The 24135-nt window shown below is 40.7% G+C and carries 18 protein-coding genes; 7 read left to right on the top strand and 11 right to left on the bottom strand.

Annotated elements, in window-relative coordinates:
* Window positions 1-6 precede the first annotated feature (6 nt).
* Window positions 7-4242 (top strand): alpha-glucan family phosphorylase, encoded by a 4236-nt coding sequence (glgP, locus tag B5X70_RS08310; protein ID WP_079557437.1) that lies wholly within the window; start codon window positions 7-9, stop codon window positions 4240-4242.
* A gap of 57 nt (window positions 4243-4299) precedes the next feature.
* Here glgP and B5X70_RS08305 read toward each other — a convergent pair whose 3' ends face one another.
* The gene (locus B5X70_RS08305) at window positions 4300-6315 is read right to left on the bottom strand and encodes an alpha amylase C-terminal domain-containing protein (RefSeq protein WP_079557436.1); all 2016 of its coding nucleotides are present in this window, start codon (window positions 6313-6315) and stop codon (window positions 4300-4302) included.
* Between the two features lie 7 nt (window positions 6316-6322).
* On the bottom strand, window positions 6323-7084 hold the full coding sequence (gene kdsB / locus B5X70_RS08300) for a 3-deoxy-manno-octulosonate cytidylyltransferase (protein ID WP_079557435.1): 762 nt from the start codon (window positions 7082-7084) through the stop codon (window positions 6323-6325).
* Window positions 7085-7382: 298 nt separating this feature from the next.
* Between kdsB and gcvH the strand changes: the two genes are divergently transcribed.
* Complete coding sequence (gcvH, locus tag B5X70_RS08295) at window positions 7383-7760, top strand: glycine cleavage system protein GcvH (protein WP_079557434.1); 378 nt, start codon at window positions 7383-7385, stop codon at window positions 7758-7760.
* A 185-nt stretch (window positions 7761-7945) separates the two neighbouring features.
* Here the strand turns inward: gcvH and B5X70_RS08290 are convergent, their stop codons facing one another.
* Window positions 7946-9283, bottom strand: a complete 1338-nt coding sequence (locus B5X70_RS08290; protein WP_079557433.1) for a sigma-54-dependent transcriptional regulator — start codon at window positions 9281-9283, stop codon at window positions 7946-7948.
* A 309-nt stretch (window positions 9284-9592) separates the two neighbouring features.
* Here B5X70_RS08290 and porW point away from each other — a divergent pair, with 309 nt between their 5' ends.
* The 4 genes from porW to B5X70_RS08265 all read left to right on the top strand — a co-directional run bounded on the left by porW (window position 9593) and on the right by B5X70_RS08265 (window position 16200).
* Window positions 9593-12757, top strand: coding sequence for a type IX secretion system periplasmic lipoprotein PorW/SprE (gene porW / locus B5X70_RS08280; protein ID WP_079557431.1), 3165 nt, complete (start codon window positions 9593-9595; stop codon window positions 12755-12757).
* A gap of 155 nt (window positions 12758-12912) precedes the next feature.
* Window positions 12913-14472, top strand: coding sequence for a T9SS response regulator signal transducer PorX (gene porX / locus B5X70_RS08275; RefSeq protein WP_079557430.1), 1560 nt, complete (start codon window positions 12913-12915; stop codon window positions 14470-14472).
* 13 nt (window positions 14473-14485) lie between these two features.
* A complete protein-coding gene (gene tsaE / locus B5X70_RS08270) occupies window positions 14486-14911 on the top strand; it encodes a tRNA (adenosine(37)-N6)-threonylcarbamoyltransferase complex ATPase subunit type 1 TsaE (protein WP_079557429.1) in 426 nt (141 codons plus the stop codon).
* A gap of 62 nt (window positions 14912-14973) precedes the next feature.
* The gene (locus B5X70_RS08265) at window positions 14974-16200 is read left to right on the top strand and encodes an alanine dehydrogenase (protein ID WP_079557428.1); all 1227 of its coding nucleotides are present in this window, start codon (window positions 14974-14976) and stop codon (window positions 16198-16200) included.
* 3 nt (window positions 16201-16203) lie between these two features.
* On the opposite strand, the gene B5X70_RS08260 is transcribed toward B5X70_RS08265, so the two are convergent.
* From B5X70_RS08260 to folB, 8 genes are all read right to left on the bottom strand, one after another.
* A complete protein-coding gene (locus B5X70_RS08260; protein ID WP_079557472.1) occupies window positions 16204-16440 on the bottom strand; it encodes a NifU family protein in 237 nt (78 codons plus the stop codon).
* Between the two features lie 185 nt (window positions 16441-16625).
* A complete protein-coding gene (locus B5X70_RS08255; protein WP_079557427.1) occupies window positions 16626-17735 on the bottom strand; it encodes an Mrp/NBP35 family ATP-binding protein in 1110 nt (369 codons plus the stop codon).
* A gap of 65 nt (window positions 17736-17800) precedes the next feature.
* Window positions 17801-18160, bottom strand: a complete 360-nt coding sequence (locus B5X70_RS08250; RefSeq protein WP_234995079.1) for an MGMT family protein — start codon at window positions 18158-18160, stop codon at window positions 17801-17803.
* Window positions 18123-18905, bottom strand: a complete 783-nt coding sequence (gene trmB / locus B5X70_RS08245) for a tRNA (guanosine(46)-N7)-methyltransferase TrmB (RefSeq protein ID WP_079557425.1) — start codon at window positions 18903-18905, stop codon at window positions 18123-18125. Before trmB ends, B5X70_RS08250 begins: the two co-directional genes overlap by 38 nt.
* A 353-nt stretch (window positions 18906-19258) precedes the next feature.
* Window positions 19259-19735, bottom strand: coding sequence for a gliding motility lipoprotein GldH (locus B5X70_RS08240; RefSeq protein ID WP_157666498.1), 477 nt, complete (start codon window positions 19733-19735; stop codon window positions 19259-19261).
* Complete coding sequence (locus B5X70_RS08235) at window positions 19722-20870, bottom strand: PSP1 domain-containing protein (RefSeq protein WP_079557423.1); 1149 nt, start codon at window positions 20868-20870, stop codon at window positions 19722-19724. Before B5X70_RS08235 ends, B5X70_RS08240 begins: the two co-directional genes overlap by 14 nt.
* 58 nt (window positions 20871-20928) lie before the next feature.
* Window positions 20929-22053, bottom strand: coding sequence for a DNA polymerase III subunit (locus tag B5X70_RS08230; protein ID WP_079557422.1), 1125 nt, complete (start codon window positions 22051-22053; stop codon window positions 20929-20931).
* A 151-nt stretch (window positions 22054-22204) separates the two neighbouring features.
* Entirely contained in the window at window positions 22205-22573 is a 369-nt protein-coding gene (folB, locus tag B5X70_RS08225; protein WP_079557421.1) for a dihydroneopterin aldolase, read from the bottom strand.
* Between the two features lie 293 nt (window positions 22574-22866).
* Here folB and B5X70_RS08220 point away from each other — a divergent pair, with 293 nt between their 5' ends.
* On the top strand, window positions 22867-24126 hold the full coding sequence (locus B5X70_RS08220; RefSeq protein ID WP_079557420.1) for a phosphoglycerate kinase: 1260 nt from the start codon (window positions 22867-22869) through the stop codon (window positions 24124-24126).
* Window positions 24127-24135: the final 9 nt, after the last annotated feature.

The raw sequence follows: 24135 nt of genomic DNA, 5'->3' as shown, positions 1-24135 counted from the left end.
ACAACCATGGTTGACAGCTATTTAAAACCGGACTACTTGTTCGAAACGAGTTGGGAAGTATGCAATAAGATGGGAGGAATCCATACAGTACTTGCTTCAAAAGCAAGTACGTTGGTTCAGCAGTTTCACGACAAACTGATTTTTATAGGGCCGGATGTGTGGCGATCACCTCATAAAAATCCCGAATTCATTCCCGAAGAAAAAATGTTTGCCGATTGGCAAAATGTTCTTCAGTATGAAGGGCTCAGAGTTAAAGTTGGAAGATGGAACGTACCGGGTAAACCACTGGTAATTCTGGTTGACTTTACTCAGTTTGTTTCCAAAAAAAATGAGATACTATCATATCTTTGGGAAACCTACAAAGTAGATAGCATTTCCGGTCAGTGGGATTACATAGAACCTGCTCTCTTCGGTTATGCGTCAGGACTGGTCATTGAGAGTTTCTATAAATTCCATTTAACGGTTGCAGATAAGGTTGTTGCTCATTACAATGAGTGGATGACAGGAAGTGGTGCCCTATACCTCAAGGATAAAATGCCCCAGATAGGGACTATTTTTACCACACACAGCACCACCCTTGGACGGTCTCTGGCCAGTAATGGATTCCCGCTTTACGACAATATGGATCAGTACGAACCGGATGTAAAGGCTCGTGAACTTGGTGTTATGGCAAAACACTCATTGGAGAAAAATGCCGCAACCCATGTCGATTGTTTTACAACTGTGTCGGATATTACTGCCAATGAATGTGCTCATTTTCTCAAAAGAGGTGTGGATGTAGTAACTCCAAATGGTTTTGAGAATAATTTTGTTCCTCAGGGAGATCAATACACAGAAAAAAGAGAGTCGGCAAGAGAAAAACTCCGAACAGTGGCTTCAGCAGTCCTTGGATATCAGGTGAATGAATCCGCGCTTCTGGTTGCCAGCAGCGGCAGATATGAATTCAGAAATAAAGGAGCCGACATCATGCTGGATGGTTTAAAACTAATTAATGACAATCCACAGCAAAAACAGGAGATCATTTTCTTTGTTTTGATTCCGGCAAACACCTATGGCCCTCGCAAAGACCTCATCGATAGGCTATCCGGAGACAAATACAACTCAGCTCTCCCCAACCCATTTCTGACTCACGGGCTCAATGATCTGGGTTATGACCCAATCATTAATAAAATTCAGGAAATACATCTTAGTAACAACAAAGAGGAAAAAGTTAAGTTAATATTCGTACCTAGTTATCTCAATGGTGATGATGGAATTTTCAATATTCCATACTATGATCTTCTCATTGGAATGGATCTCACTGTTTTTCCATCCTACTACGAACCATGGGGGTATACTCCTCTGGAAAGCATTGCTTTTGGAATTCCCACTATTACAACAACATTGGCTGGCTTTGGAATTTGGGCGAAGGATTTTTCAAAATCAATAAAAAATGGAATAGAAGTCATTGAGAGAACCGACTCCAACAACCAGGATGCAATTTCAAAAATTGCATCCGTTATTACCACTTTTTCAGAATTGTCAGATCGTGATCATCAAACCATCAGGGACAGCTCTTTTAAATTGGCCGGAAAACTGGAGTGGAACAATCTTATTAAACATTATTTTCAGGCCTATGACATTGCTCTTAAAGAAGTAAACAATCGTAAGGATTCCTTTGCTGTTGTTCAGGATGAGCCAAAAGTGAGAGCAATTCCAGATACCATCACCACCCCCTCATGGAAAAAACTGATCGTTAAATCCAGATTACCTGACCGCCTGGCTGTTCTTCATGAACTGACACGAAATATGTGGTGGACATGGAACTATCAGGCTGTGGAACTTTTTGAAATGATTGATGAAGACTTATGGGAAGATGTAAGAAAGAATCCTGTACTGCTTCTGGAAAAAGTATCCTTTAAAAGACTCACAGAGTTGGCCGATGATCAGCATTTTACAGACAAGCTCGATGCTGTATACCACCTGTTTAGAACTTACATGGATAAACCCATGCGCGATGGTGCATCCATTGCATACTTCAGCATGGAATATGGGCTCAATGATGTATTGAAGATATACAGTGGCGGGCTTGGTATTCTTGCGGGTGATTATCTTAAAGAGGCCAGTGATAAAGGCATAAATATAAAAGCCATTGGGCTTTTATATCGCTTTGGCTATTTCAAGCAATCACTCACCATGAATGGAGAACAAGTAGCCAATTATGATATACAGGAGTTCTCAAATCTTCCCATCGAAGAGGTACGCTATCCAAACGGTGAACAAGTACATATTAAAGTTGACATGCCGGGGCGTGAAGTTGTAGCCGCCGTTTGGAAAGCGCAAATAGGAAGAATCCCTCTCTACCTCATGGATACCGACATTCCGGCCAATAATATGCAGGACAGAGAAATTACTCATATGCTATATGGTGGTGATTGGGAAAATCGTCTAAAACAGGAGATTCTCCTGGGTATTGGGGGAATTCGCCTACTGGAAGAGATAGATGAGAAGATTGATCTGTACCATTGTAACGAAGGGCATGCAGCGCTAATTAATGTAGAAAGGCTGATTGATCTGGTGGAGAAAAAGTTCAGCTTTGCTGAGGCAATGGAACTGGTTAAAGTATCGTCCCTGTTCACAACTCACACACCTGTTCCAGCTGGTCACGACAAATTTGACGAGGATATGTTCAGAGTATACATGCGCCACATCCCTGAAAAGTTAAATATATCCTGGGAAGATTTTATGGAGATGGGGCGTGAATTCAATAATCCTGATGAAATGTTCTCCATGAGCGTACTGGCAGCCAAAACTTCGCACGAAGTAAATGGTGTAAGCTGGCTTCACGGAGAAGTGACAAAGAAAATGTTTCGTCATTTATGGAAAGGTTACTTCCCTGAAGAGCTTCACATAAACTATGTCACCAACGGTGTTCATTACGGCACCTGGACAGCATCCGCATTCAGAAAACTCTACGAGTCAAAATTTGGGGAGAATTTTCTTGAGGATGTATCAGATAAGTCTAAATGGGAAGAGATATACAAGATTCCCGATGAGGATATATGGGAAGTAAGAAAAGAACTTAGGAAAAAACTGATAGATTATATACGATGGAGAATGGGTACGGGCATGATAGAACGACATGAAGACCCGTCTCATATAGTTGATGTTCTTGATATCATCAGAGAAGATGCGTTGACCATTGGGTTTGCCCGCAGATTTGCCACATACAAAAGAGCACATTTATTGTTTAAGGATTTGGACAGACTCCGAAGGATTATAAACAATCCGGAAAAACCCGTTCAATTTATCTTTGCAGGTAAAGCTCACCCCGCAGATGGGGCAGGACAAGGGCTCATCAAGAGCATTGTTGATATTTCAAAAAGGCCTGAGTTTGTTGGGAAAATTATTTTCCTGGAAAACTACGATATGGATCTTGGAAAAAGACTGATAAGCGGTGTAGATGTATGGCTTAATACTCCAACGCGCCCTCTGGAGGCTTCCGGAACCAGCGGACAAAAAGCTGAATTAAACGGGGTATTGAATTTCAGCGTACTGGATGGCTGGTGGTACGAAGGATACAAGGAAGGCGCAGGATGGGCGCTGACGGACAAACAAACCTTCGATAACAACAACTATCAGGACGAGTTGGACGCAACCACTATCTACAGTATTTTTGAGAATGAGGTTATTCCGCTTTTCTTTGACAAAAACGAAAAAGGAATTCCAACAGGATGGATAAAATACATAAAAAACTCCATTGCCAAAATTGCTCCTGAATTTACTACCCGCCGTATGATCAACGATTACGGCACCCGTTTCTATGAGCCTATGTATGAACGCATCAAAAAGATGAACGAGAACGATCACCGACAGGCAAGAGAGTTGGCTGCATGGAAAAGAAGGGTTTATGCAGGTTGGGAGTATGTGCAGGTATTATCATGCAACATGCCCGACATTGCCAAACAAGAGCTTGGAATCGGAGACAACTACAAGGTAGATGTCGTTGTTGATCTGAAAAGACTTGCAGGCGTTGATATAGGATTGGAAATAGTTATTGCTGACCCCTCGAAAGATGAACACAATCCCTCCATTGTGCACATCGAACCGTTTAAAATCCTTAAAAAGGAAGGATCAATTGTTCACTTCAGTCTGGATTATAAACTAAATCTTCCGGGCGTGTATAAGTTTGGATTAAGATTGTTTCCATTCAATGAGGTGCTTCCACACAAACAGGATTTCGCTTTAATCAAATGGATTTAAAAGTAAGTATAGTTGTTGAAAAAAGCCGGTTGCTGCGTTGCAGCAACCGGCTTTTGGCTATACATCATAAACACTTCTTACCTTTTGTCGTTCAAGAACAAATGCAGTTCTGGCCGGGATATAGAGTTTTACCTGGTGATGACTTTTGTTGAGAGGCACTGGTTGGGAAAAGTGAACGGTGTTCTCATTAACCCTGTCAAAACCTCCGTACACGGGGTTATCTGCTGACAGAATATTTCTAAACTTTCCGGGGTAAACGGGAATCCCATAGTCAGTATAGGAAACTGAAGGGTTAAAGTTAAAAACAAAAAGAAGAGACCCTCTCTCAAAGGCTAATACCTGATCTGTTTCATTATCCATCTTCAGGTATATTTCAGGAATTCCATTTAACGAATGCTTCCGAGCAAGACCAATCATTGCTTTATCGAACATTCCCAGCCAACGAAATTTCAATTTTTCATTATCAAATAGACTCCATTGCCTGCGTGCATAATGGTATGACCAGTTATTTCCTTCCCTCGGGAAGTCAATCCATTCAGGATGGCCAAACTCGTTTCCCATAAAATTCAGATACCCGCCATAGGCCGTACTTAGAGTCAATAGTCTGATCATTTTATGCAAAGCAATGGCTCTGTCAATGACAAGACTTTTATGATCAATGGCCATATGGTCATACATCTCCTTATCTGCCAACCTGAAAATAATGGTTTTATCACCTACCAAAGCCTGATCGTGCGATTCAGCGTAGGAGATGACCTTCTCTTCAGGACGATGTTGGGTTAATTCATGAAAAAGAGTTCCAACCTGCCACTCCTCATCTGCCTTCTCTTTTATCAATTTTATCCAGAAATCAGGCACACCCATTGATAACCTATAATCAAAACCGAGGCCATCATCATTGGGAGCAGCTGTAATTCCAGGCAACCCGCTCATCTCCTCAGCTACAGATATGGCCTTTGGATGAATCTCGTGAATAAGTTTATTGGCCAACGTTAAATACAATACCGCATCATCATCCAAACTCCCGTCAAAATAATCGTCATAGCTGGTGAAAGCCTTTTCCAGCCCATGATGCGTATATAACATACTGGTAACCCCATCAAACCTGAAGCCATCAAAATGAAACTCTTCAATCCAATATCTGCAGTTTGATAAAAGAAACCTCTGTACCTCTTCCTTTCCATAATCAAAACATCGTGAATCCCATGCCGGATGATTTCCCCTGTCGCCACTATGAAAATACTGATCGTATGAACCATCAAATCTACTGAGCCCTTCCTCTTCGTTTCTAACAGAATGGCTGTGAACGATGTCCATTATAACACTTATACCTAGATTATGGGCTGAGTTAATCAGAAATTTCAGATCTTCAGGTGTTCCGAAACGACCGGACGGAGCAAAAAAATTAGACACATGGTATCCAAAACTCCCATAATATGGATGCTCCTGCACAGCCATAAGTTGAAGAGTATTATAACCGGCTGCTTTTATGCGAGGTAGTATTTTATCTGCAAATTCTATGTATGAACCTACCATCGGTTCTTCTTGAGCCATACCGGTGTGAGCCTCATAAATTAATACCGGCTCATCTGCAACTCTAAAATTCTGATCAGTCCAGATGAAAGGTTCAGGTTGCCATACCTGAGCACTGAATAAAAGAGTTTCAGGATCCTGAACAACACGCGTGGCGTAAGCCGGTAAGCGCATTCCACCGGTACCATCCCATTCAATCCATAATTTATAGTAATCGCCGTGTTTAAATATTGATTCGGGCAATGCAATTTCCCAATTTCCACCTGACGATTTCTGAAGTTTGAATTCCTGCTGTGGCTGCCACCCCGAAAAGGCTCCCACCAAGTATATGGCTGACGCACTCGGTGCCCATTCCCGAAAAACCCACTGATCGTTTGTTTTATGCAACCCATAAAACAGATGTCGATCAGCAAAATTTTTCAGCGTTCCATACCTATTTTCAATAACATCCACTGTATCGTTTAGCAAGCTTCTTCTCCTGATCATATGACCTTCATACGGTGCAAGCCAAGGGTCAATTTCGGTTAAACGTTTTGCCATAACAAATTCAAGAGATTAATCCGGATTTTTTTACTCTCTCCAAGTCTTCAGGAGTATCTATTCCGATGGTTTCGTGATTTACGGTTCGCACACTGATTTTATACCCGTTTTCCAGCCATCTCAGTTGCTCAAGAGACTCGGCAAGTTCAAGGGACGAAGGTTTTAAACTTGTTATCTCTCTTAAAATATCGCTGCGATATCCATATAAACCGATGTGTAAAAAATAAGGGTGCTTTAAGTGCCATTCCTTCTGGGGATATTGGCGCAAATATGGGATTGGGGAACGGGAGAAATAAATCGCTTCGTACTTTGGATTGATAACAACTTTCGGTTTGTTTGAATCAAACAGGTCTTCGGCTTCTTTCAAAGGTTTCACCAGTGTCGCGATCTCTGTCATTGAACTCATAAAACAACCGGTTAAAGTTTCTAATATTTCAGGCTCAATAAAAGGTTCATCTCCCTGAATGTTGATAACCACATCATAACTTCTTTTCTCTTCCGATTCAACCAGGCTTAAAGCTTCCGTGCATCTGTCCGTTCCGCTTTGATGCTCAGGAGAGGTCATCACAACCTTGCCATTAAAACTTAGTACGGCATCAAAAATCCGCTCATCGTCAGTAGCAACATATACATGTTTTAGAATTTTTGCAGCCTGTTCATAAACACGTTGAATCATTGGTTTGCCACCTATATCAACTAATGGCTTTCCGGGAAAACGTGTGGATGCGTAACGTGCAGGTATTATTCCAAGAACTGAATCTAAAAGCATATATTTCCTTTTTATAAAAATCAATTACTAATCATTTGTCTAATTTAATCATTTTATAGAAAGGGGAACATCATTTATTTAAAGATTAACATACAAAAAGAATGTAGAGCATTTTCCATAAATTTCGGAGCTATTATTCTACTATAAGAAGATTCACTAATTTAACGAACCTTCTTTGACCCGGACATCAATCAACGTTAATTAATATTATGATTTTTCACAGTTTTTAGTCAACACCAATGCATTCTTATAAAAATTTCGCTAATTTTGATGCATAACCTTTTATAAAAAAAGCATCATGAATTTACCTGAAAGCTTAAAGTACACCAAAGACCATGAATGGGTGCGCATTGAAGGCAATATAGCTACCGTTGGCATCACTGAATTTGCACAGGGAGAGTTGGGCGATATTGTATTTGTGGAAATTGAAACTGAAGACGAAGACCTCGACAAAGAAGAGGTATTTGGTACAATTGAAGCCGTAAAAACTGTTTCAGATCTTTACATGCCATTATCCGGTAAAATCATTGAAGTAAATGAAAACCTCGAGTCCCAGCCTGATCTGGTTAACAAAGAACCCTACGATGGCGGGTGGATGGTTAAAATCGAAATTCGGGATAAATCTGAAATCGAAACACTCATTACAGCGGCGCAGTACAAAGAACTTATTAACTAGCTCTTTAAAATACTGATGTTTTTCACGCCACAAATATCACTAAGAGTTTCTATAGGCACAGAAAAACCTATTTAAGTTACCAATTTTTTACCTGCTTTATTCATGAATTGACGTTATGAGATAATTTGTGAATAATGCAGGTTAAGTTGTTTACGATTACTTTGTGCTCTTTGTGGTTAATTAGTTTATCTCAACTCCTTATCTTTTAGCAAATTGTATATTGTAGATTTCCCAATATCCAGCTTTTCAGCCACTTTCATAACATTTCCATACTTATCCAGATAGTATCTGATGATTTTTTCATTATACTGCCTCAAAGTCATCTCCTCGGTTAATATATCAGGCACCTCATTAACTGAATTAAAAACGATATCCTCTTCTTCTATCTTTCCGTTATTTGACAATACTGCAGCAAGTTCTATGATGGCTTTTAGTTCACGCACATTTCCCGGGAATGAATAACTGAGTAGCTTTCGTCTTGCTTTTGATGCTATTTCTCGCTCAGAAATCCCATTTTGATGACAAAATTGTTTTAGAAAATAATCAGCAAGCAACAGAATATCCTTTTGCCTTTCCTTCAATGAAGGTAACACCACTGGCAACCCCATAAGCCTGAAATACAAATCCTCACGAAAGGTTTGCTCTCTAACCATTTCAGACAAATCAACACATGAAGCTGAGATAACCCTCACATTTACATGAATTTTCTTTGAACCTCCCACCCTTTGCATAAATCCATGTTGCAACAGATTTAAAAGCCTCAGTTGAACCTCCTCCCCCATTTCCTGAATCTCTTCCAGATAAATGGTTCCTTCATTGGCTTCCTCTATTTTTCCCTGGCGCATAACAACATTGCCATTAATCCCGGTTTGTTCAAAACCAAAAAGCTCTCCCTCAATCATTTCAGGGGGCAGTGTTGTTAAATTAAGGGACACAAACGCTCTTTCCCTTCTGTTTGAGTTATAATGGATGATCTTAGCCATTAATTCCTTCCCTGTTCCGGCTTCTCCACGGATGCTCACATTTATGTTAGGGATTTTCAAAGCTTTATCAACCAAAGCGGACACCTCCTTTATGGCCTTGCTTTCACCAATGATTGCATGTTGATAATCATATTTTTGTGCCACCTGATTTTTAAAAAAGGATAACTCCTTTTGTAAATTTAACTGTCTAAAAATATTATCTATAGCCTTCTGTAATCGTTCCCGGGTACTTTCATCCTTGGTGATATAATCGTAAGCACCTTGTTTAAGCAGTTCTACAGCTGTACGTATATCGTCCTTTCCGGAGATAATAATAACCCGGATGTTTGGATTAAATCTGACTATCTGATTAAAAACATCTTCCCCCGAAAAATCAGGTAGCCCGAGATCCAAAGTTACAACATCAGGAAGATCGACCATTTGTCGTAAGAAATCAGACCCGTTGGAGAACAATACCACTTCAACATCCTCATTGGATTTCAAAGTATGTTCAATTATTTTTCTGAACAACGGATCGTCTTCTACAACAAAAACCTTCATCACATTTTATCGTTATTATAAGCAACTACCTTTGTTAAGTCTTCAAATTTAATCTGAACCTCAAAGCACAAAAAAACAAAAGCAAAAAGAACTAAAAAAATTTATTATCACATAACTTTGTATTATTGTGAAATCCATGATAATCTTTTATAATTAATTTGTTTGCATCTTCGGCTTTGAACCATTCGGAATTTCCAACCTCTTGTAAAAATATAAAAATGTTTTTGTTCCTTTTGGCATTTTTTGTGTTAGAATAAAATAATTTTGTCAAAAGCATGTTTTATCATTACGAACGTCTTTCAATTGAAAATGACTTTAAGAATAGTTTACATATCGATTGCTGCTTTTCTGCTTGTATCATGTTCCACTCAAAACAACACATGGTTAAGCAGGAACTACCATAGCATTACCTCTAAGTACAACACTTTGTTCAATGGTGAACAAAGTTTTAAAAGAGGAGAGCAGCAATTAATGCGCAATCATCAGGATAACTTCACTTACATACTAAGTATGTTTCCATACTCAGGTGAAGAAAAAGCCGGAGCTGTAAAGGGAGATATGGATCGAGCCATCAGCAAGGGACATAAAATCATTGCCAATAAATCCATCACAGCCAGACCCCGGCGCAGGCCTCCCCGAAACAGCCCCAGATATCATAATTTCTACAATCGCAGGGAATTTAACAGATACATGGACGATGCTTTTCTTCTGGTAGGAAAGGCGCATCTTTACAATCACGAGTTCAACGATGCGCTCGTAATGCTTGACTATATTTTACGTGAATTCCCCAATCAATCCACACGTTTTGATGCGCTTATTTGGATGGCAAGAACGCGTATCGAAATGGGAGACCTTGAAAACGCAGCGATACTTCTTGACCGTTATGACGCGATGGGACAAGCTCCTGACGGGTTGTACGGCGAATATATGGCAACTTTTGCCGAGTTTCATATCAGAAGTGGGAATCTTCGGGAGGCCATCCCATATATGAAGGTGGCCGCCGATGAGGCCAGCGGCAGATGGAACAGAACCCGCCGGGCATACATCCTTGCACAGCTCTACAAACAAACAGGTTATCATGATCTTGCAGCAAACACATTTCGAAGGGTAATAAGATCCAGTCCCAATTATGAAATGGAACTTAATGCCAGAATCAATTACTTAATGCTACAGGGACATCTTGATGGTAATCACGACCGCGCCCGTCAACAACTTTACAGACAAGTTAATCAGGCCAATAATCGTGAGTTCAGGGATCGAATTTATTACGTGCTTGCACAAAGCTATCTCAGTGAAGGGGACACCATTATGGCCATTACAAACCTTAGGTTATCCTCTGGCTATAATTTTGGAAACCAGTCCCTGAAAACGGAGACCTACTTACAACTGGCAGAACTCTACTTTGAATTACCAGCGTTTATTCCTTCCTACGCCTATTATGACAGTACAATTGTCTCCATTCGCGATACCGATCCCCGCTACAGAAAAATCCATCACCGCCATGCAGGGCTAAAAAACCTATCAACTCATTTTGAAACCATCACCAGAGAAGACAGCCTTATGCGATTGGCGCAGATGCCCGAGGCCGATTTGGAAGATTTTATTTTGGCACTGATAGAAGAAGAGAGACAGGCTCAGTTAAACCTGTCAGTCGGTGCAAGAGACGACCAGCGTAGAACGGGAGGTGACCAAATGTTCCAGAGAGATTTCGGCAGCCAGCTAAGCAGAGCAACAGACAGTCAGGGACAATGGTATTTTTACAACCAATCCACCGTAAGTTTGGGAAAAATGGATTTTGAACGCCGATGGGGACGCCGAGGCAATGAAGATAACTGGCGACGTGCTGATAAAGGAACCGTAGAGCCTTTAGACTATGGAATGACTCCCACCCAACCTGGAGAACCAGACTTTGGAAATGGAGCCTTACCGGTTGAAGGCCAACGTGAATCAGGCCCCCGGGCTCAACTGATAGAACTGCCTACCAAAGAAGAGTTAATGGCAGACATCCCCCTCACGGAGGAGCAAAAAGCAATAACAAAAGAGCGATTGGCCAACGCCTGGTTCCAATCAGGAATCATATTCCTTGATCATTTCAACGACCCGACAAGAGCCATCGAAATGTTCAGAATGTTTCTCAACGATTTCCCAACCCATGCACTTGCGGAGCAAGCATGGTTCTGGGCGTACATGGCATACAATCAACTGGAAAATGAAACCGGGGCATCACAAATGAGAGAGGGGCTAATCAGACATTTTCCGGATGGGCAATATGCTGAGTTTGCAAGAAATCCTCAATACGCAGAAGCCAAACGCCAAAGGAGACAAGAATTGAATGAACTCTACAATGACGCATTTAATGCTTATATAAACAACAGGTTTAATTCCTCAATCAGCAAATCCACCCTGATAATTCTTGAAACAGAAGAGGAAGAGTTGCTTCGTAAAGCCAGGCTTCTTAAAGCAGCAGCTTATGCCCGGCAAGGCAACGTGACAAACTTTGAAAGTGAGCTAAACATCTTAACCAATGATTTCGGAACAACGCGGGAAGGAAAATTAGCAGAGCGATGGTTGGCCATGATGGCTGATGGTAAACTTCCGGCTATTGGTCCGGTTACCCGTCAACTGACCGCAACAACAGATGAACCAGATACACCAGAAACACCTATTGAGGAAGTGGTTCCTGTTGACCGGTTTAAATTCGAACCCAGCCATGAACACTTTATTCTTATTGTAGTTGAAGAAGATGCTGACATCAACCGGCTGTTGTTCAACCTGGCAGATTACAATTTCAGCAGATTTCTGTTGGCCGACTACGAAATAGAAAGCAGAACACTTCCAGATTCCCGAAGACTTTTAAGTATTGGCTCTTTTGCCAATAACCGGGAAGCTATGGATTATTATTACGGGCTCCGGTCAAATCCCGGCCTGCTTCGTGCCGAAAATGTAAACGCTCCGATGCTCATGGCCGGATCAGAATCAAATAAAAACACCCTAATATCAACCGGAGAAACAACGGAGTACAGAGATTTCTTTTCTAAAAACTATCTTGGTGGCGGAGGAGGAATCACCATGCAAATGGCATTTGTAGATCAAGAGCCGGAAGATGCTGCTGCAACAGGAGCAAGATCCTTTACCACAAGCGATGGCACCCATTGGGTAATGGTTGTTTTACCTCCACGCACAAACACCGGAAGAGTCAGTGGATTCCTGACCAGCCATGCATTAAACAGCTTTAACCTCCGATTAAACACCCGAACCATAAACCTTTCCGGCGGAGAAACTGTTTTGTTAGTGGAAGCATTCCAATCTGCGAGTCAAGCCGAAGAGTTCACGACCTCATTAAATGTCAACAATTTCTGGAACAACCAGCTGAGAGCTTCCAATTGGGTAATGGCTTCAGTAAGTCCTGAAAACTTTAATATAATAGAACAAGAAGGAACAACTTTAGAATACATCAAGTTTTACAAAGAATAGCCCGAGGTGGTAAAGTATCAGGAAACTGAATTTCAAAAAACAAGCACTGCGGCTCTGACACACCCGCCTATAAGTATTATAAACTTTTACCTAAACCCGATTTGCTTAGGCAAAATCAAATTTTAGTTGTAACCAAATTCCTAAATTTTTAGAATATGGATGACACTACCAGGATCAAACTTTTATGGGTAGATGATGAAATTGAACATCTAAAACCACATATATTTTTCCTCAAAGAAAAAGGCTTCCAGATAGAAACTGCAACCAATGGCAAAGATGCCATTGGTTTAATCGAAAAACAAAACTATAACCTCATATTTCTGGATGAAAACATGCCGGGATTAAGTGGGTTGGAGACATTGACCAGGATAAAAGAGCTAAAACCCAATCTGCCGGTTATCATGGTAACCAAAAGTGAAGAAGAGTCCATCATGGATCAGGCCATTGGAAGTAAAATAGCCGATTACCTAATCAAACCGGTAAATCCCAACCAAATTTGGTCTTCCATAAAAAAAACTCTTGCCAGAGAATCTCTGATATCAAAAAAAGCCACCACGGATTACCAGTCGGCGTTTTCGAAAATCGGCATGAGATTAAATGACAGACTCAACCATGAAGAGTGGCGGGAGGTTTATAAGAATCTTGTTTTTTGGGAATTGGAGCTTCAAAGTACCGACAGCCATATGAACGAGGTGCTTTTAATGCAAAAAAACGAAGCCAACAATCAATTCACCCGGTTCGTTAAAGATAATTATACCGACTGGCTCCAAAATGAGGATGATGCACCATTGATGTCGCATACCATCCTAAAAAAAAGAATCACCCCCCTATTAAAAGAGAAAAAACCGGTGGTTTTTATTGTTATTGACAATTTTAGATACGACCAATGGGAGATCATCCAAAAAGAGATAAATCCATACTATACAGTAAAAAGTGACGAACTCTATTTCAGCATTTTGCCAACAGCCACTCAGTTTTGTCGCAACTCCATTTTTGCCGGGCTTATGCCTTCAAACATTGCCAAAATAAGACCCGATTTATGGGTTGATGATGACGAAGAAGGAAGTAAAAATCAATACGAGGAAGAGCTTTTGAACGACTATTTCAAAAGAACACGACAGGACACCAAGGTATTTTATGAAAAAATAAACAACATTGAAAGTGGGAAAAAGCTGCTTGACAACTATAAAAAATTAAAAGACTATCAACTATCGGTGGTGGTGGTCAATTTTGTAGACATGCTGTCGCATGCACGTACTGAAATGAAGATGTTCAGGGAGCTTATTTCAGATGAATCATCTTACAGATCTCTCACCCTTTCGTGGTTCAGGCACTCTCCCTTGTTTGATCTGCTAAAAAAACTATCTCAGGAAGATGTCACTGTTGTCATTACCACCGACCATGGAACCATAAGAGTTCAAAATCCCTTGAAAGTGGTTGGCGACAAGAACGTAAATACCAATTTACGTTTTAAGCAAGGTAAAAATCTGGCTTATGATGAAAAGGATGTCTTCGAAGTAAAAAAACCTGAACAGGTTTTTTTACCAAAGCCAAATGTATCTACCACATATATTTTTGCCACAGGAACTGATTTTTTTGCCTATCCCAACAACTATAATTACTACGTGAGTTATTACAAGGATACCTTTCAACATGGAGGAATTTCCATGGAAGAGATGATGATTCCGTTTGCAGTTCTCGAACCGGTAAAATAACCATTTGATAAAAATGAACACATTTATTGCCAAATCAATATCTGAGCTCAACCCAATTGCCAACGAACTGATAAAATTATTGAAAGAGACACCTGTTGTTGCATTTTATGGTGAAATGGGTGCAGGTAAAACCACATTTATAAAAGTTTTGTGCGAACAATTGGGTGTAGAAGATGAAGTTACCAGTCCGAGTTTTGCCATCATCAATGAGTACAGAACAGATAAAAACCTTCCGGTTTTTCATTTTGATCTCTATAGGCTGGATGATGAAGAGGAGTTACTGGACATTGGATGTGAGGAATATTTTGACAGCGGAGATGTTTGCCTTATTGAATGGCCAAATAAGGCAGGCTCGCTGCTCCCTGAGCAGCGAGTTAATCTGACCATTGAGGAACTTCCCGATGGTTCTAGAAAAATAACCATATCAAAAACACTTTAAAATATCTGAATTATTTATTAATTTCAAACCGGATAAGTTGCCAATAACCAGACTTTAGCATTATGACCAAAATAGAAAAACGCGTATCCTACTTTGCCATCCGGCAAACACAGATGATTCCACGCGAAGAAATGCTGGAAACAGGAAGGCAACAACGCTCCATTTCAATCGGAATACCCAAAGAGACGGATCCGTCTGAAAACCGAGTATCATTAACTCCCCAAGGAGTTGAACTGCTTTGCGAAAACGGTCATAAAGTAACCATGGAAAGCGGCGCCGGAGATGCGGCGAACTATTTCGATAAAGATTTCTCCGAAGCAGGTGCAACCATAGTAAAATCCAAAGAAGAGGTTTTTAAAAGTGAGATCATCTTAAAAATTGCACCTCCCTCCAGTGAAGAGATCAACCTGATGCATCCTTATCAGTTATTGTTGTCTTTTCTTTACATGCCTCATCAATCAAGAGATACCATCAGACAGTTAATGGACAGAAGGATAAATGCCATTGCGTATGAATTTCTGAAAGATGAAAGCGGCTGCTACCCTGTGATTCGTAGCATGAGCGAGATTGAAGGATACGCAGCCATAACCATTGCATCGGAATATCTGAGCAAGGCGCATGGTGGTAAAGGAGTCCTTTTAGGAGGCATCACCGGCATTTCACCTACCGAGGTGGTGATTATAGGAGCCGGCACAGCCGGCGAGTTTGCTGCACGAGCAGCACTTGGACTGGGTTGTCAGGTAAAAGTATTCGATAACTCATACCAAAACCTTAAGGAGTTGGAACGCAACGTTGGACAACGACTTTTCACCTCCATACTTCATCCCAAAGTACTAACAAAGGCTTTAAAATCAGCCGATGCAGTTGTTGCAAGCCTTAGGTGTTTTGATTGTGATCATGGATTCTTTATCACCCGGGAACAGGTGAATAAAATGAAAAAAGGATCGGTAATAGTTGATTTGAGTGTTGGCAACGGTGGGTGTTTTGAGACAAGCCAAGCAAGCAATTCGCCCGGCCACCCATTTGTTGATGAGCGTGGTGTTATTCACTATTTTGTGCCTAACATTGCATCAAGAGTGGCTCGAACTGCATCCATTGCTCTGAGCAATATTTTTGCCCCAATATTATTGAGGCTTGCTGAATCAGGGGGTGTTCATCAGCTAATTAAATCAGATACCGGTGTAAGTAGCGGCACTTATATATACAAAGGTATACTTACCAATAGCCATATCGGGAACCAGCTGGGAATTCCCTTTAAAGATATTGGACTGCTTCTTGCAGCTTTTTAAGGTTTAAACGGCCACCACTTCCTTTATAACGGGTACGTTGCTTTTGATGACCATCTCAACCCCGTTCTTAAGGGTTTGAACACTCATAGGACATCCTTCGCAAGCGCCCTGTAACCGAACTTTGACAACCATATCGTCAGTCAACTCCACGATGGAAATATCACCTCCATCGGCCTGCAAATAGGGACGGATTCCTTCAAGAGCAATCTTTACCTGCTCCATTACCTCTTGCTTCTCCATAGTATAATATTCTGTAATCATAACTATTAAAATCTGATAAGTTTAACATCTACATTCTCTCTCTCCAACAACTTAATCATCAAATCGTGTTCCAAAAAACACAACAAACTGTTGTTCAACCCAAACACCTATCAGACCTCTTCTCTTTGCGTTCTTCTAAACCAGTTCTTATAAATTTATTCAAACTACTTCTTGGTTATTTCCACAATTTTTGTCGGTGGTAACTGCTCGTTGCGCTTCTTTACCGAATTAACCACTGCCTCTGCCAATTTGGCAAAAGCCACCGAAGTCATAGTACTATCTTCCATTGCAGCCGGCACACCTTCATCACCTCCTTCGCGAATGCCCTGAACGATTGGTATCTGACCCAACAATGGCACATTGAGCGTTTCAGCAAGTTTCTTACATCCATCCTTGCCAAAAATATAATAGCGGTTTTCAGGAATCTCCTTTGGTGTAAACCACGCCATATTCTCAACCAATCCAAGTACCGGAACACTGATCTGCTTTCCGGTAAACATGCTGATGCCTTTTCGTGCATCGGCAAGCGCAACTTCCTGAGGAGTGCTAACCACTACAGCACCTGTTAAAGGCACCGTTTGCACAAGGGTCAAATGGATGTCACTGGTTCCGGGAGGTAAATCAATCAGCAAATAATCCAATTCGCCCCACAATGCATCATTTATGAGTTGTTTGAGCGCATTGGTAGCCATAGCTCCACGCCAAACCAAAGCATCATCCGGATTCACAAAATACCCAATACTCAACAACTTCACTCCGTACTTTTCAACCGGAACTATTCTGTCTTTCCCATCAACTTTTTGAACAACGGGACGAGCATCCTCGGTGGCAAACATTTTTGGTACGGAAGGGCCAAAAATATCTGCATCCAGCAAACCTACCCGATACCCCAAACGTGTAAGCGAAACAGCCAAATTACTTGAAACTGTTGACTTACCAACACCTCCCTTTCCGGAAGCAATTGCAATGACGCATTCAACACCGGGAAGAACAGGTGCCTGCTCTTTTACCTGACGGGGTTTTACTTTAACATATATATTTCCTTCTATTTCGGCATCTTCGCCAACATATGTTTTCACCGCCTGTAGACAGGCTGACTTAATCGCTCCAACCATTGGATCATTGGCTCGATCAAACAAAAGTGAAAAACTAATGCGTTTGCCATCAATTCTGATATCATCTTCAACCATCCCCAACGTCACAATATCTGTTCCCTTTCCGGGATGAACCACGTGCCGCAAGGCATCCAACACCAAACTAGGATAAAAACTCATTGTTATATTAATTTAAACTCTTTAAACTTAAGCACAAAGATACAAAAAAAAATGAAGCTGCTGTTTCACAATTCACTCTTTGGATCCCAAAAGATCAATTTGAAGTCAACAATCTTATCATCAACGACTTTCACCCCTTCATTTTCCAGCAACTCCTGCATGGTATTGCTGCCTCCGAAATAGTGTTTTCCCGATAAAATGCCGTTTCGATTAACAACACGGTGTGCCGGAACAAATGGAGTTTGGGATAGGCTCTTATTTAAAGCCCATCCAACCATACGTGCTGCTCCCGGCGAACCAATAGCCGCAGCAATGGCTCCATAGGAAGTAACTTTGCCAAATGGGATTAACCGTGTAACTGAATAAACCCTATCAAAAAAATCGTCGTTATCTGACATCAAGTTTTGGCGGTGCTTTTTCGTCATTGTGGTACAATTTTACACCTCGTCCGGCATTGTGATAAATGTCTTTTGGAATATCAATTTCAGGTTCAGCCAACTGATGCCGCTCAGGCAGAATAAAACAGAGATATTTTATGGGAACAGAGTGCGCCATAAATCTCTCCTCATAATAAGTTTTTATATCTTTAAGTTCTAAGGGTGCATCATCATTGTGCAAATCCATGTAATCATGAATGACCGCTAGGTTGTTAGCCTCGCATACTGCTTTTGTATATGAATATTGGAACCAGCTGTCGGTTTTTAAATGAATTTGACCTCCGGGCTTCAGAAATCGGGCATAAAGATCCAGAAAACGAGTTGAAGTAAGTCTCTTTCGGGTTTTGTTCATTTGCGGATCTGGAAAAGTCAGCCATATCTCATCAACCTCGTTTGATGCAAAAAAAGAGTTAATCATTTCAATGTGCGTTCGAATAAACCCCACATTTTTTAATTCCTCCTTAAAAGATGCTGATGCCCCCGCATGCATTCTTGACCCTTTGATATCAACTCCTATAAAATTCTTTTGTGGATATCTTCGTGCCAAACCAACAGTATATTCGCCTTTTCCACATCCCAACTCCAATACCAGAGGGTTCAGATTTCCAAAGAAATCGGAACTCCACTTCCCTTTTAATTTGTAGTCTTTTTGAAAAACCTCATCAAATTCCGCCTGTATTACATGCGGAAATCCATCCATCTCTTCAAATTTTTGAAGCTTATTCTTACCCATGTGGTGTTTAAATGTTATTTACTTAAGTTTCGCACTTGCTAATTCTCTCTATATTCAACCCTTTTCAGGGTTGCCCCTGAATATAAAATCTACCTTTACCCCCGGGTTAGCACCCGCGACTAAATACATTTAAGCCTTTCAGGCTTTTAACCACGAATGTGGTTGATCTTGAATAACCATAAATGGAATTTACGGTTGACTAATAATCAACGGATTCAGAACCCTTAAAGGGTTCAACTTGTTCAATTTACAACAAATTAGCTATAATGCGAAACTTGAATTATTTTATTCGCACAAGCAAATTACCCCTTCAATCGATTCCTCCTTTTGTTCCTATTCGCAACAAGAAGACTCTATCGGCTAGACTGCACCCAAAACTCAACAGACTTTAAATGTGGTAGTAACTCCCGTCGCATACCGTGTACAACAGAAAACTGATATTCACCCGGGTGAGCCATTTTTATCTCATGACGGTATAAGGCAGATATTTCATAATTGCCTTTTTTCCTTCGTCCCAGCCATCTACCAGATGGCTCAGCCAAAAACAATTCCAAAGTATCAGTTATTTGAACCTGATCGGGTCCCTTAATGGTTAAAAACAACCACAAATTACTGTAGGGATATCCATCTGTATGATTAAAAGTCAGCCCCATATCCAATATCTGAGAAGTATCGGCTATTTCCACAGTAAAACTGGCAGGTTCATCTTTATGCCAACCTCTTATGTCCATTTCCAGCCTCTCTTCAAACACGACCCTGTCAGCGCAGGACACAGTCATTATCGCAAAAAACAGAGCGAGCCATTTGATATAACTTTTAGTTATTACCATCTCCACGATTGTTGTTTCTGTTTTTGTTGTATTTTTTCTTTTTCCTTCGTTTCGTAGGTTTCTTAGTTTTGTCATCAAATCTGGTGATGCTGTCCTCCTCCACTACGTTTTCGTAACCCACCTCTTTATTCGCATTACTTTGAACGGCAGATTGGTTTCCAAACTTAGGCGCTTTTTTTCCATTCTTGTTCAGAGCGATGACCTCCTTCACCGTGTCAACATCCAGCATGACAGGGTTACCGGAATGATCTCTGGAAGGCACATACCACATCAAACGTTTAAAAACATCTGTTTTGAAGTGATAATAGGTGGCTTCCTCTGTCTCCAGGGAGATTGAGGTATTTGGAAAATCTTGTTGCGCATCAAGGTAAGCATCCAATTCATAGTTAAGACAACACTTTAGCTTTCCACACTGTCCGGCAAGCTTTTGAGGGTTTAACGAAATCTCCTGATAACGTGCCGCATTGGTTGTTACCGATACAAAATTGGTCATCCATGTGGAACAGCATAACTCTCGTCCACACGGACCGATTCCTCCTATACGCCCTGCTTCCTGGCGAGCTCCAATCTGACGCATCTCAATGCGCACTTTAAATCTGTCCGCCAACACCTTGATCAGCTCACGAAAATCTACCCGTTCATCAGCTATGTAGTAAAAAATGGCTTTGGTTCTATCGCCCTGGTATTCTACATCGCCAATTTTCATATTTAAACCAAGATTCCATGCCATCGTACGTGATTCCAGCATGGTTTCCCGTTCCAATGCTTTAGCTTCATCCCATTTTTCTATGTCAACAGGTTTTGCTTTCCGGTAGACTCTTTTGAACTCGTAAGAGGATGGAGCGATGTTGTTCTTTTTCATTTGCAACAACACCAACTCGCCGGTAAGAGTCACAATTCCAATGTCGTGACCCGGAGATGCCTCAACGGCAACCACATCACCTTTTTGAAGTCTGGTCTGACTCGTATTACGATAAAACCCTTTACGGGTATTTTTAAACTGAACCTCAACAATATCAGTTGGATCAGGAATCTCCGGCAAATCACCAAGCCAATCATAGACTTCCAGTTTTCCACACCGGTCTCCACATGAATCACATTTACTTTTTGGGGCACTTGATATATTTTGTTCCATCGCGGTATTTTTGAATGACAGGGTACAACTATGTGCAACCCGGATATATATAAAATTACTATTTTTTAAAACATATGGTTAATTTCACAGCCATATCAAACAAAACAATGCGTGAATTCCCATTTTGTTCAATGTGTGCATGAGCTAATTGCAGTTCTTCAACCATCGTACCAATATTCCCTTCATTTACAAAAGGTGCAAACTTAGCAACAAACCCCTCTTCATCAGGTGTAAGATAAACCAATTCAGGCTGTTTAAAATTATACACATAACTCTCGCGCAACATGCTCACAGCATAATCAAAAAAGCCTTTAATTTTATCACGAGACATGGCGGCCAAAGAATCAGACCATTTTATGATCTCGAAAATCTTCCGCGTATAAATAGCTCTCATCATATCCCCAAACAAATCAAAATACCCGGAATTATCTCTCGAACTATCCAACACGGAGATGGCCTTCACATAATTACCACGAGACAAGCGAGCGGCAACACGTGCCTCTTCAACCGGGAGTTCGAGCCTTTTGCTTATTGCCTGGGTTAAACTATCAACATCAATGGGCGGGATATTTAATTGCTGGGTTCGGGAAAGGATTGTAGGTAGCAATGTAGCTGGATTTTCTGAAACTAACAAAAACACAGTGTTCTGAGGAGGCTCTTCCAGAATCTTCAAAAGCTTGTTCGATCCGGTATCGTTCATCCTCTCTGGCAACCAGATGATCATTATTTTATATTTCCCCTCAAAATTTCTCAAACTGAGCTTTTTCACAATAACTTCACTTTCGTCTGCATAAATCATCCCTGATTTCTTCCCATCCGAAATATGTTCAAACCATTGCCCGGCGTTGAAGTAATTGTATTCTAAAAGGAAGGCTCGCCACTCGTTGATTTTATCATCACTTACAGCCGCCTGTCCACTTTTCTCCTTGATAACTGGAAACACGAAATGCAAATCGGGATGTACCAGTTTTTTAATTTTCAAGCAAGACGAACACACGCCACAAGCATCATCGTCCCCGGGGTTTTTACAATTTAGATACCCAGCATATGCGATTGCAAGCAACAGAGAGCCGGTACCTTCTCCTCCTGCAAAAAGTTGGGCATGCCCTACCCTATCCTCTTTTACAGTGCGGATTAAATGATCCTTAATGGTTTTTTGTCCTGCAATATCACTGAATCGCATATTTTCGAATCTAAATTATAACTATATTAATTCTGTCAAATATACGAAAATCATAAAATCTATCCAGCCAAAAAATCAACCTGAAAAATGTTTGATTGAATATGTCGCAAAAGTAAAAAAGTACCGATGAGAGTTATCGAGAACCAGTCTTCTATCTTTTCAACAGAACGCTTACCGCTTTCATTTGTCCACCCATTGGAGGATTCATTTTCGATACCTTAACCGTGGCATGAATGATAGCCGGGAAGTCGATAAAAAGTCTGTCAATAATACGCCTTGTTACATGCTCAAGCAGATGAGATGTTTTCATCATCTCTTCTTTAACAACATTGTAAACCTCAACATAGTTGAGAGCATCCTGAATTTTATCTGAAGCGGCTGGCGTTGCTATGTTGGTTTCAAGTGAGATGTTAACCACAAATTTATTACCAACCACCTGTTCCTCCTTATAACATCCGTGGTAGGCATAAAAATCCATTTTTTCCAGCTCAATAATGGCTGTCTGATCTAAATAGCTCATTTTTCCTAAGATATAAAACCACAAAGATAATGCTTCCGATCAGTTGCTACAAATGCATTATTTGATCTGAGACAAAAATGTTGTTATATTGCATAAGAAAGAATAATCAGGAGTTTAATTCGCTGATATTTCGCAAGTGATTGTTAATGCAAGTGAATAAGATTTAACAGGCTAGGATAAAGAATGATCACGGTCATTTTTTTTGTATCTTTACAATCTTGAAAATAACGAATAAAAATTCGTTTTTTTCACTTCCTGATATAAAAATAAATAACCTAAATAAATAAAACAGCATGTCGAAAATTGAAAACTACAATTTTTCGGGAAAGAAAGCCATTGTTCGCGTGGATTTCAATGTTCCTTTTAATGAGAAATTTGAAATTACCGATGACACCCGGATTCGTGCAGCGATGCCAACAATTCAGAAAATCCTGAAAGATGGAGGATCTGCTATCATCATGTCACACTTAGGGAGACCTAAAGGTAAGGTTAATCCCGATTTCTCTCTGAATCACATTAAGGCTCATCTTGCAAAAACAGTGGGAACAGATGTGATTTTTGCAGGTGATTGTGTTGGCTCAGAAGTCAAAGCCAAAGCTGAATCTCTCAAACCCGGACAGATTTTGTTGCTTGAAAACCTTCGCTTCTATCTTGAGGAAGAAGGCAAGCCTAAATTGCCTGAAGGCGCCTCTGATGAAGAGACCAAGGTTGCCAAAGCAGAAATGAAAGAGAAGCAGAAAGCGTTCTCAAAGGAACTGGCATCTTTAGCTGATGTATATGTGAACGATGCTTTTGGAACTGCGCATCGTGCACATGCTTCCACCGCTGTTATAGCCGATTACTTTGATACCGACAGCAAAATGTTCGGTTTCTTGATTGAAAGTGAAGTGCAAAGCCTTGACAAAGTGGTAAAAGAGCCAAAGCGCCCCTTTACTGCCATCATGGGTGGAGCAAAAGTTTCTTCCAAAATCACCATCATCGAAAATCTGCTTGATAAGGTTGACAACCTGATTCTTGGCGGTGGAATGACCTTTACCTTTATGAAGGCACGTGGAGGAAAGGTTGGCAATTCTATTTGCGAGGACGAATATCTGGATCTTGCCAAAGAAATTGAGAAAAAAGCCAAAGAGAAAGGTGTAAACCTGTTGTTAGCATCAGATGTTGTTGCTGGTGACAGCTTCTCAAACGACGCAAACACACAAATTGTTTCTGCAGATGACATTCCTGAAGGTTGGGAAGGTTTAGATGCAGGTCCTAACTCTGTGAAAGAGTTTTGCCATGTTATTGAAAACTCCGCAACCATTTTATGGAACGGGCCTGTTGGTGTTTTTGAAATGGATACTTTTGCAAAAGGTTCACGAGCGGTTGCTGATGCCATTGTAGCCGGCACCAAAAAAGGAGCATTCTCTCTTATTGGAGGAGGAGACTCTGTGGCTTGTATTAATAAGTTTGGCTTAGCTGATGGTGTAAGTTATATCTCAACGGCCGGTGGAGCTCTTCTTGAATACCTTGAAGGGAAAGAACTTCCGGGAATCAAAGCCATTCGTGGATAACCACAATAA

This window comes from Alkalitalea saponilacus, assembly GCF_900168165.1.
Lineage (GTDB): Bacteria > Bacteroidota > Bacteroidia > Bacteroidales > Marinilabiliaceae > Natronoflexus > Natronoflexus saponilacus.
This window is presented reverse-complemented; position numbering and strand designations above follow the sequence as displayed.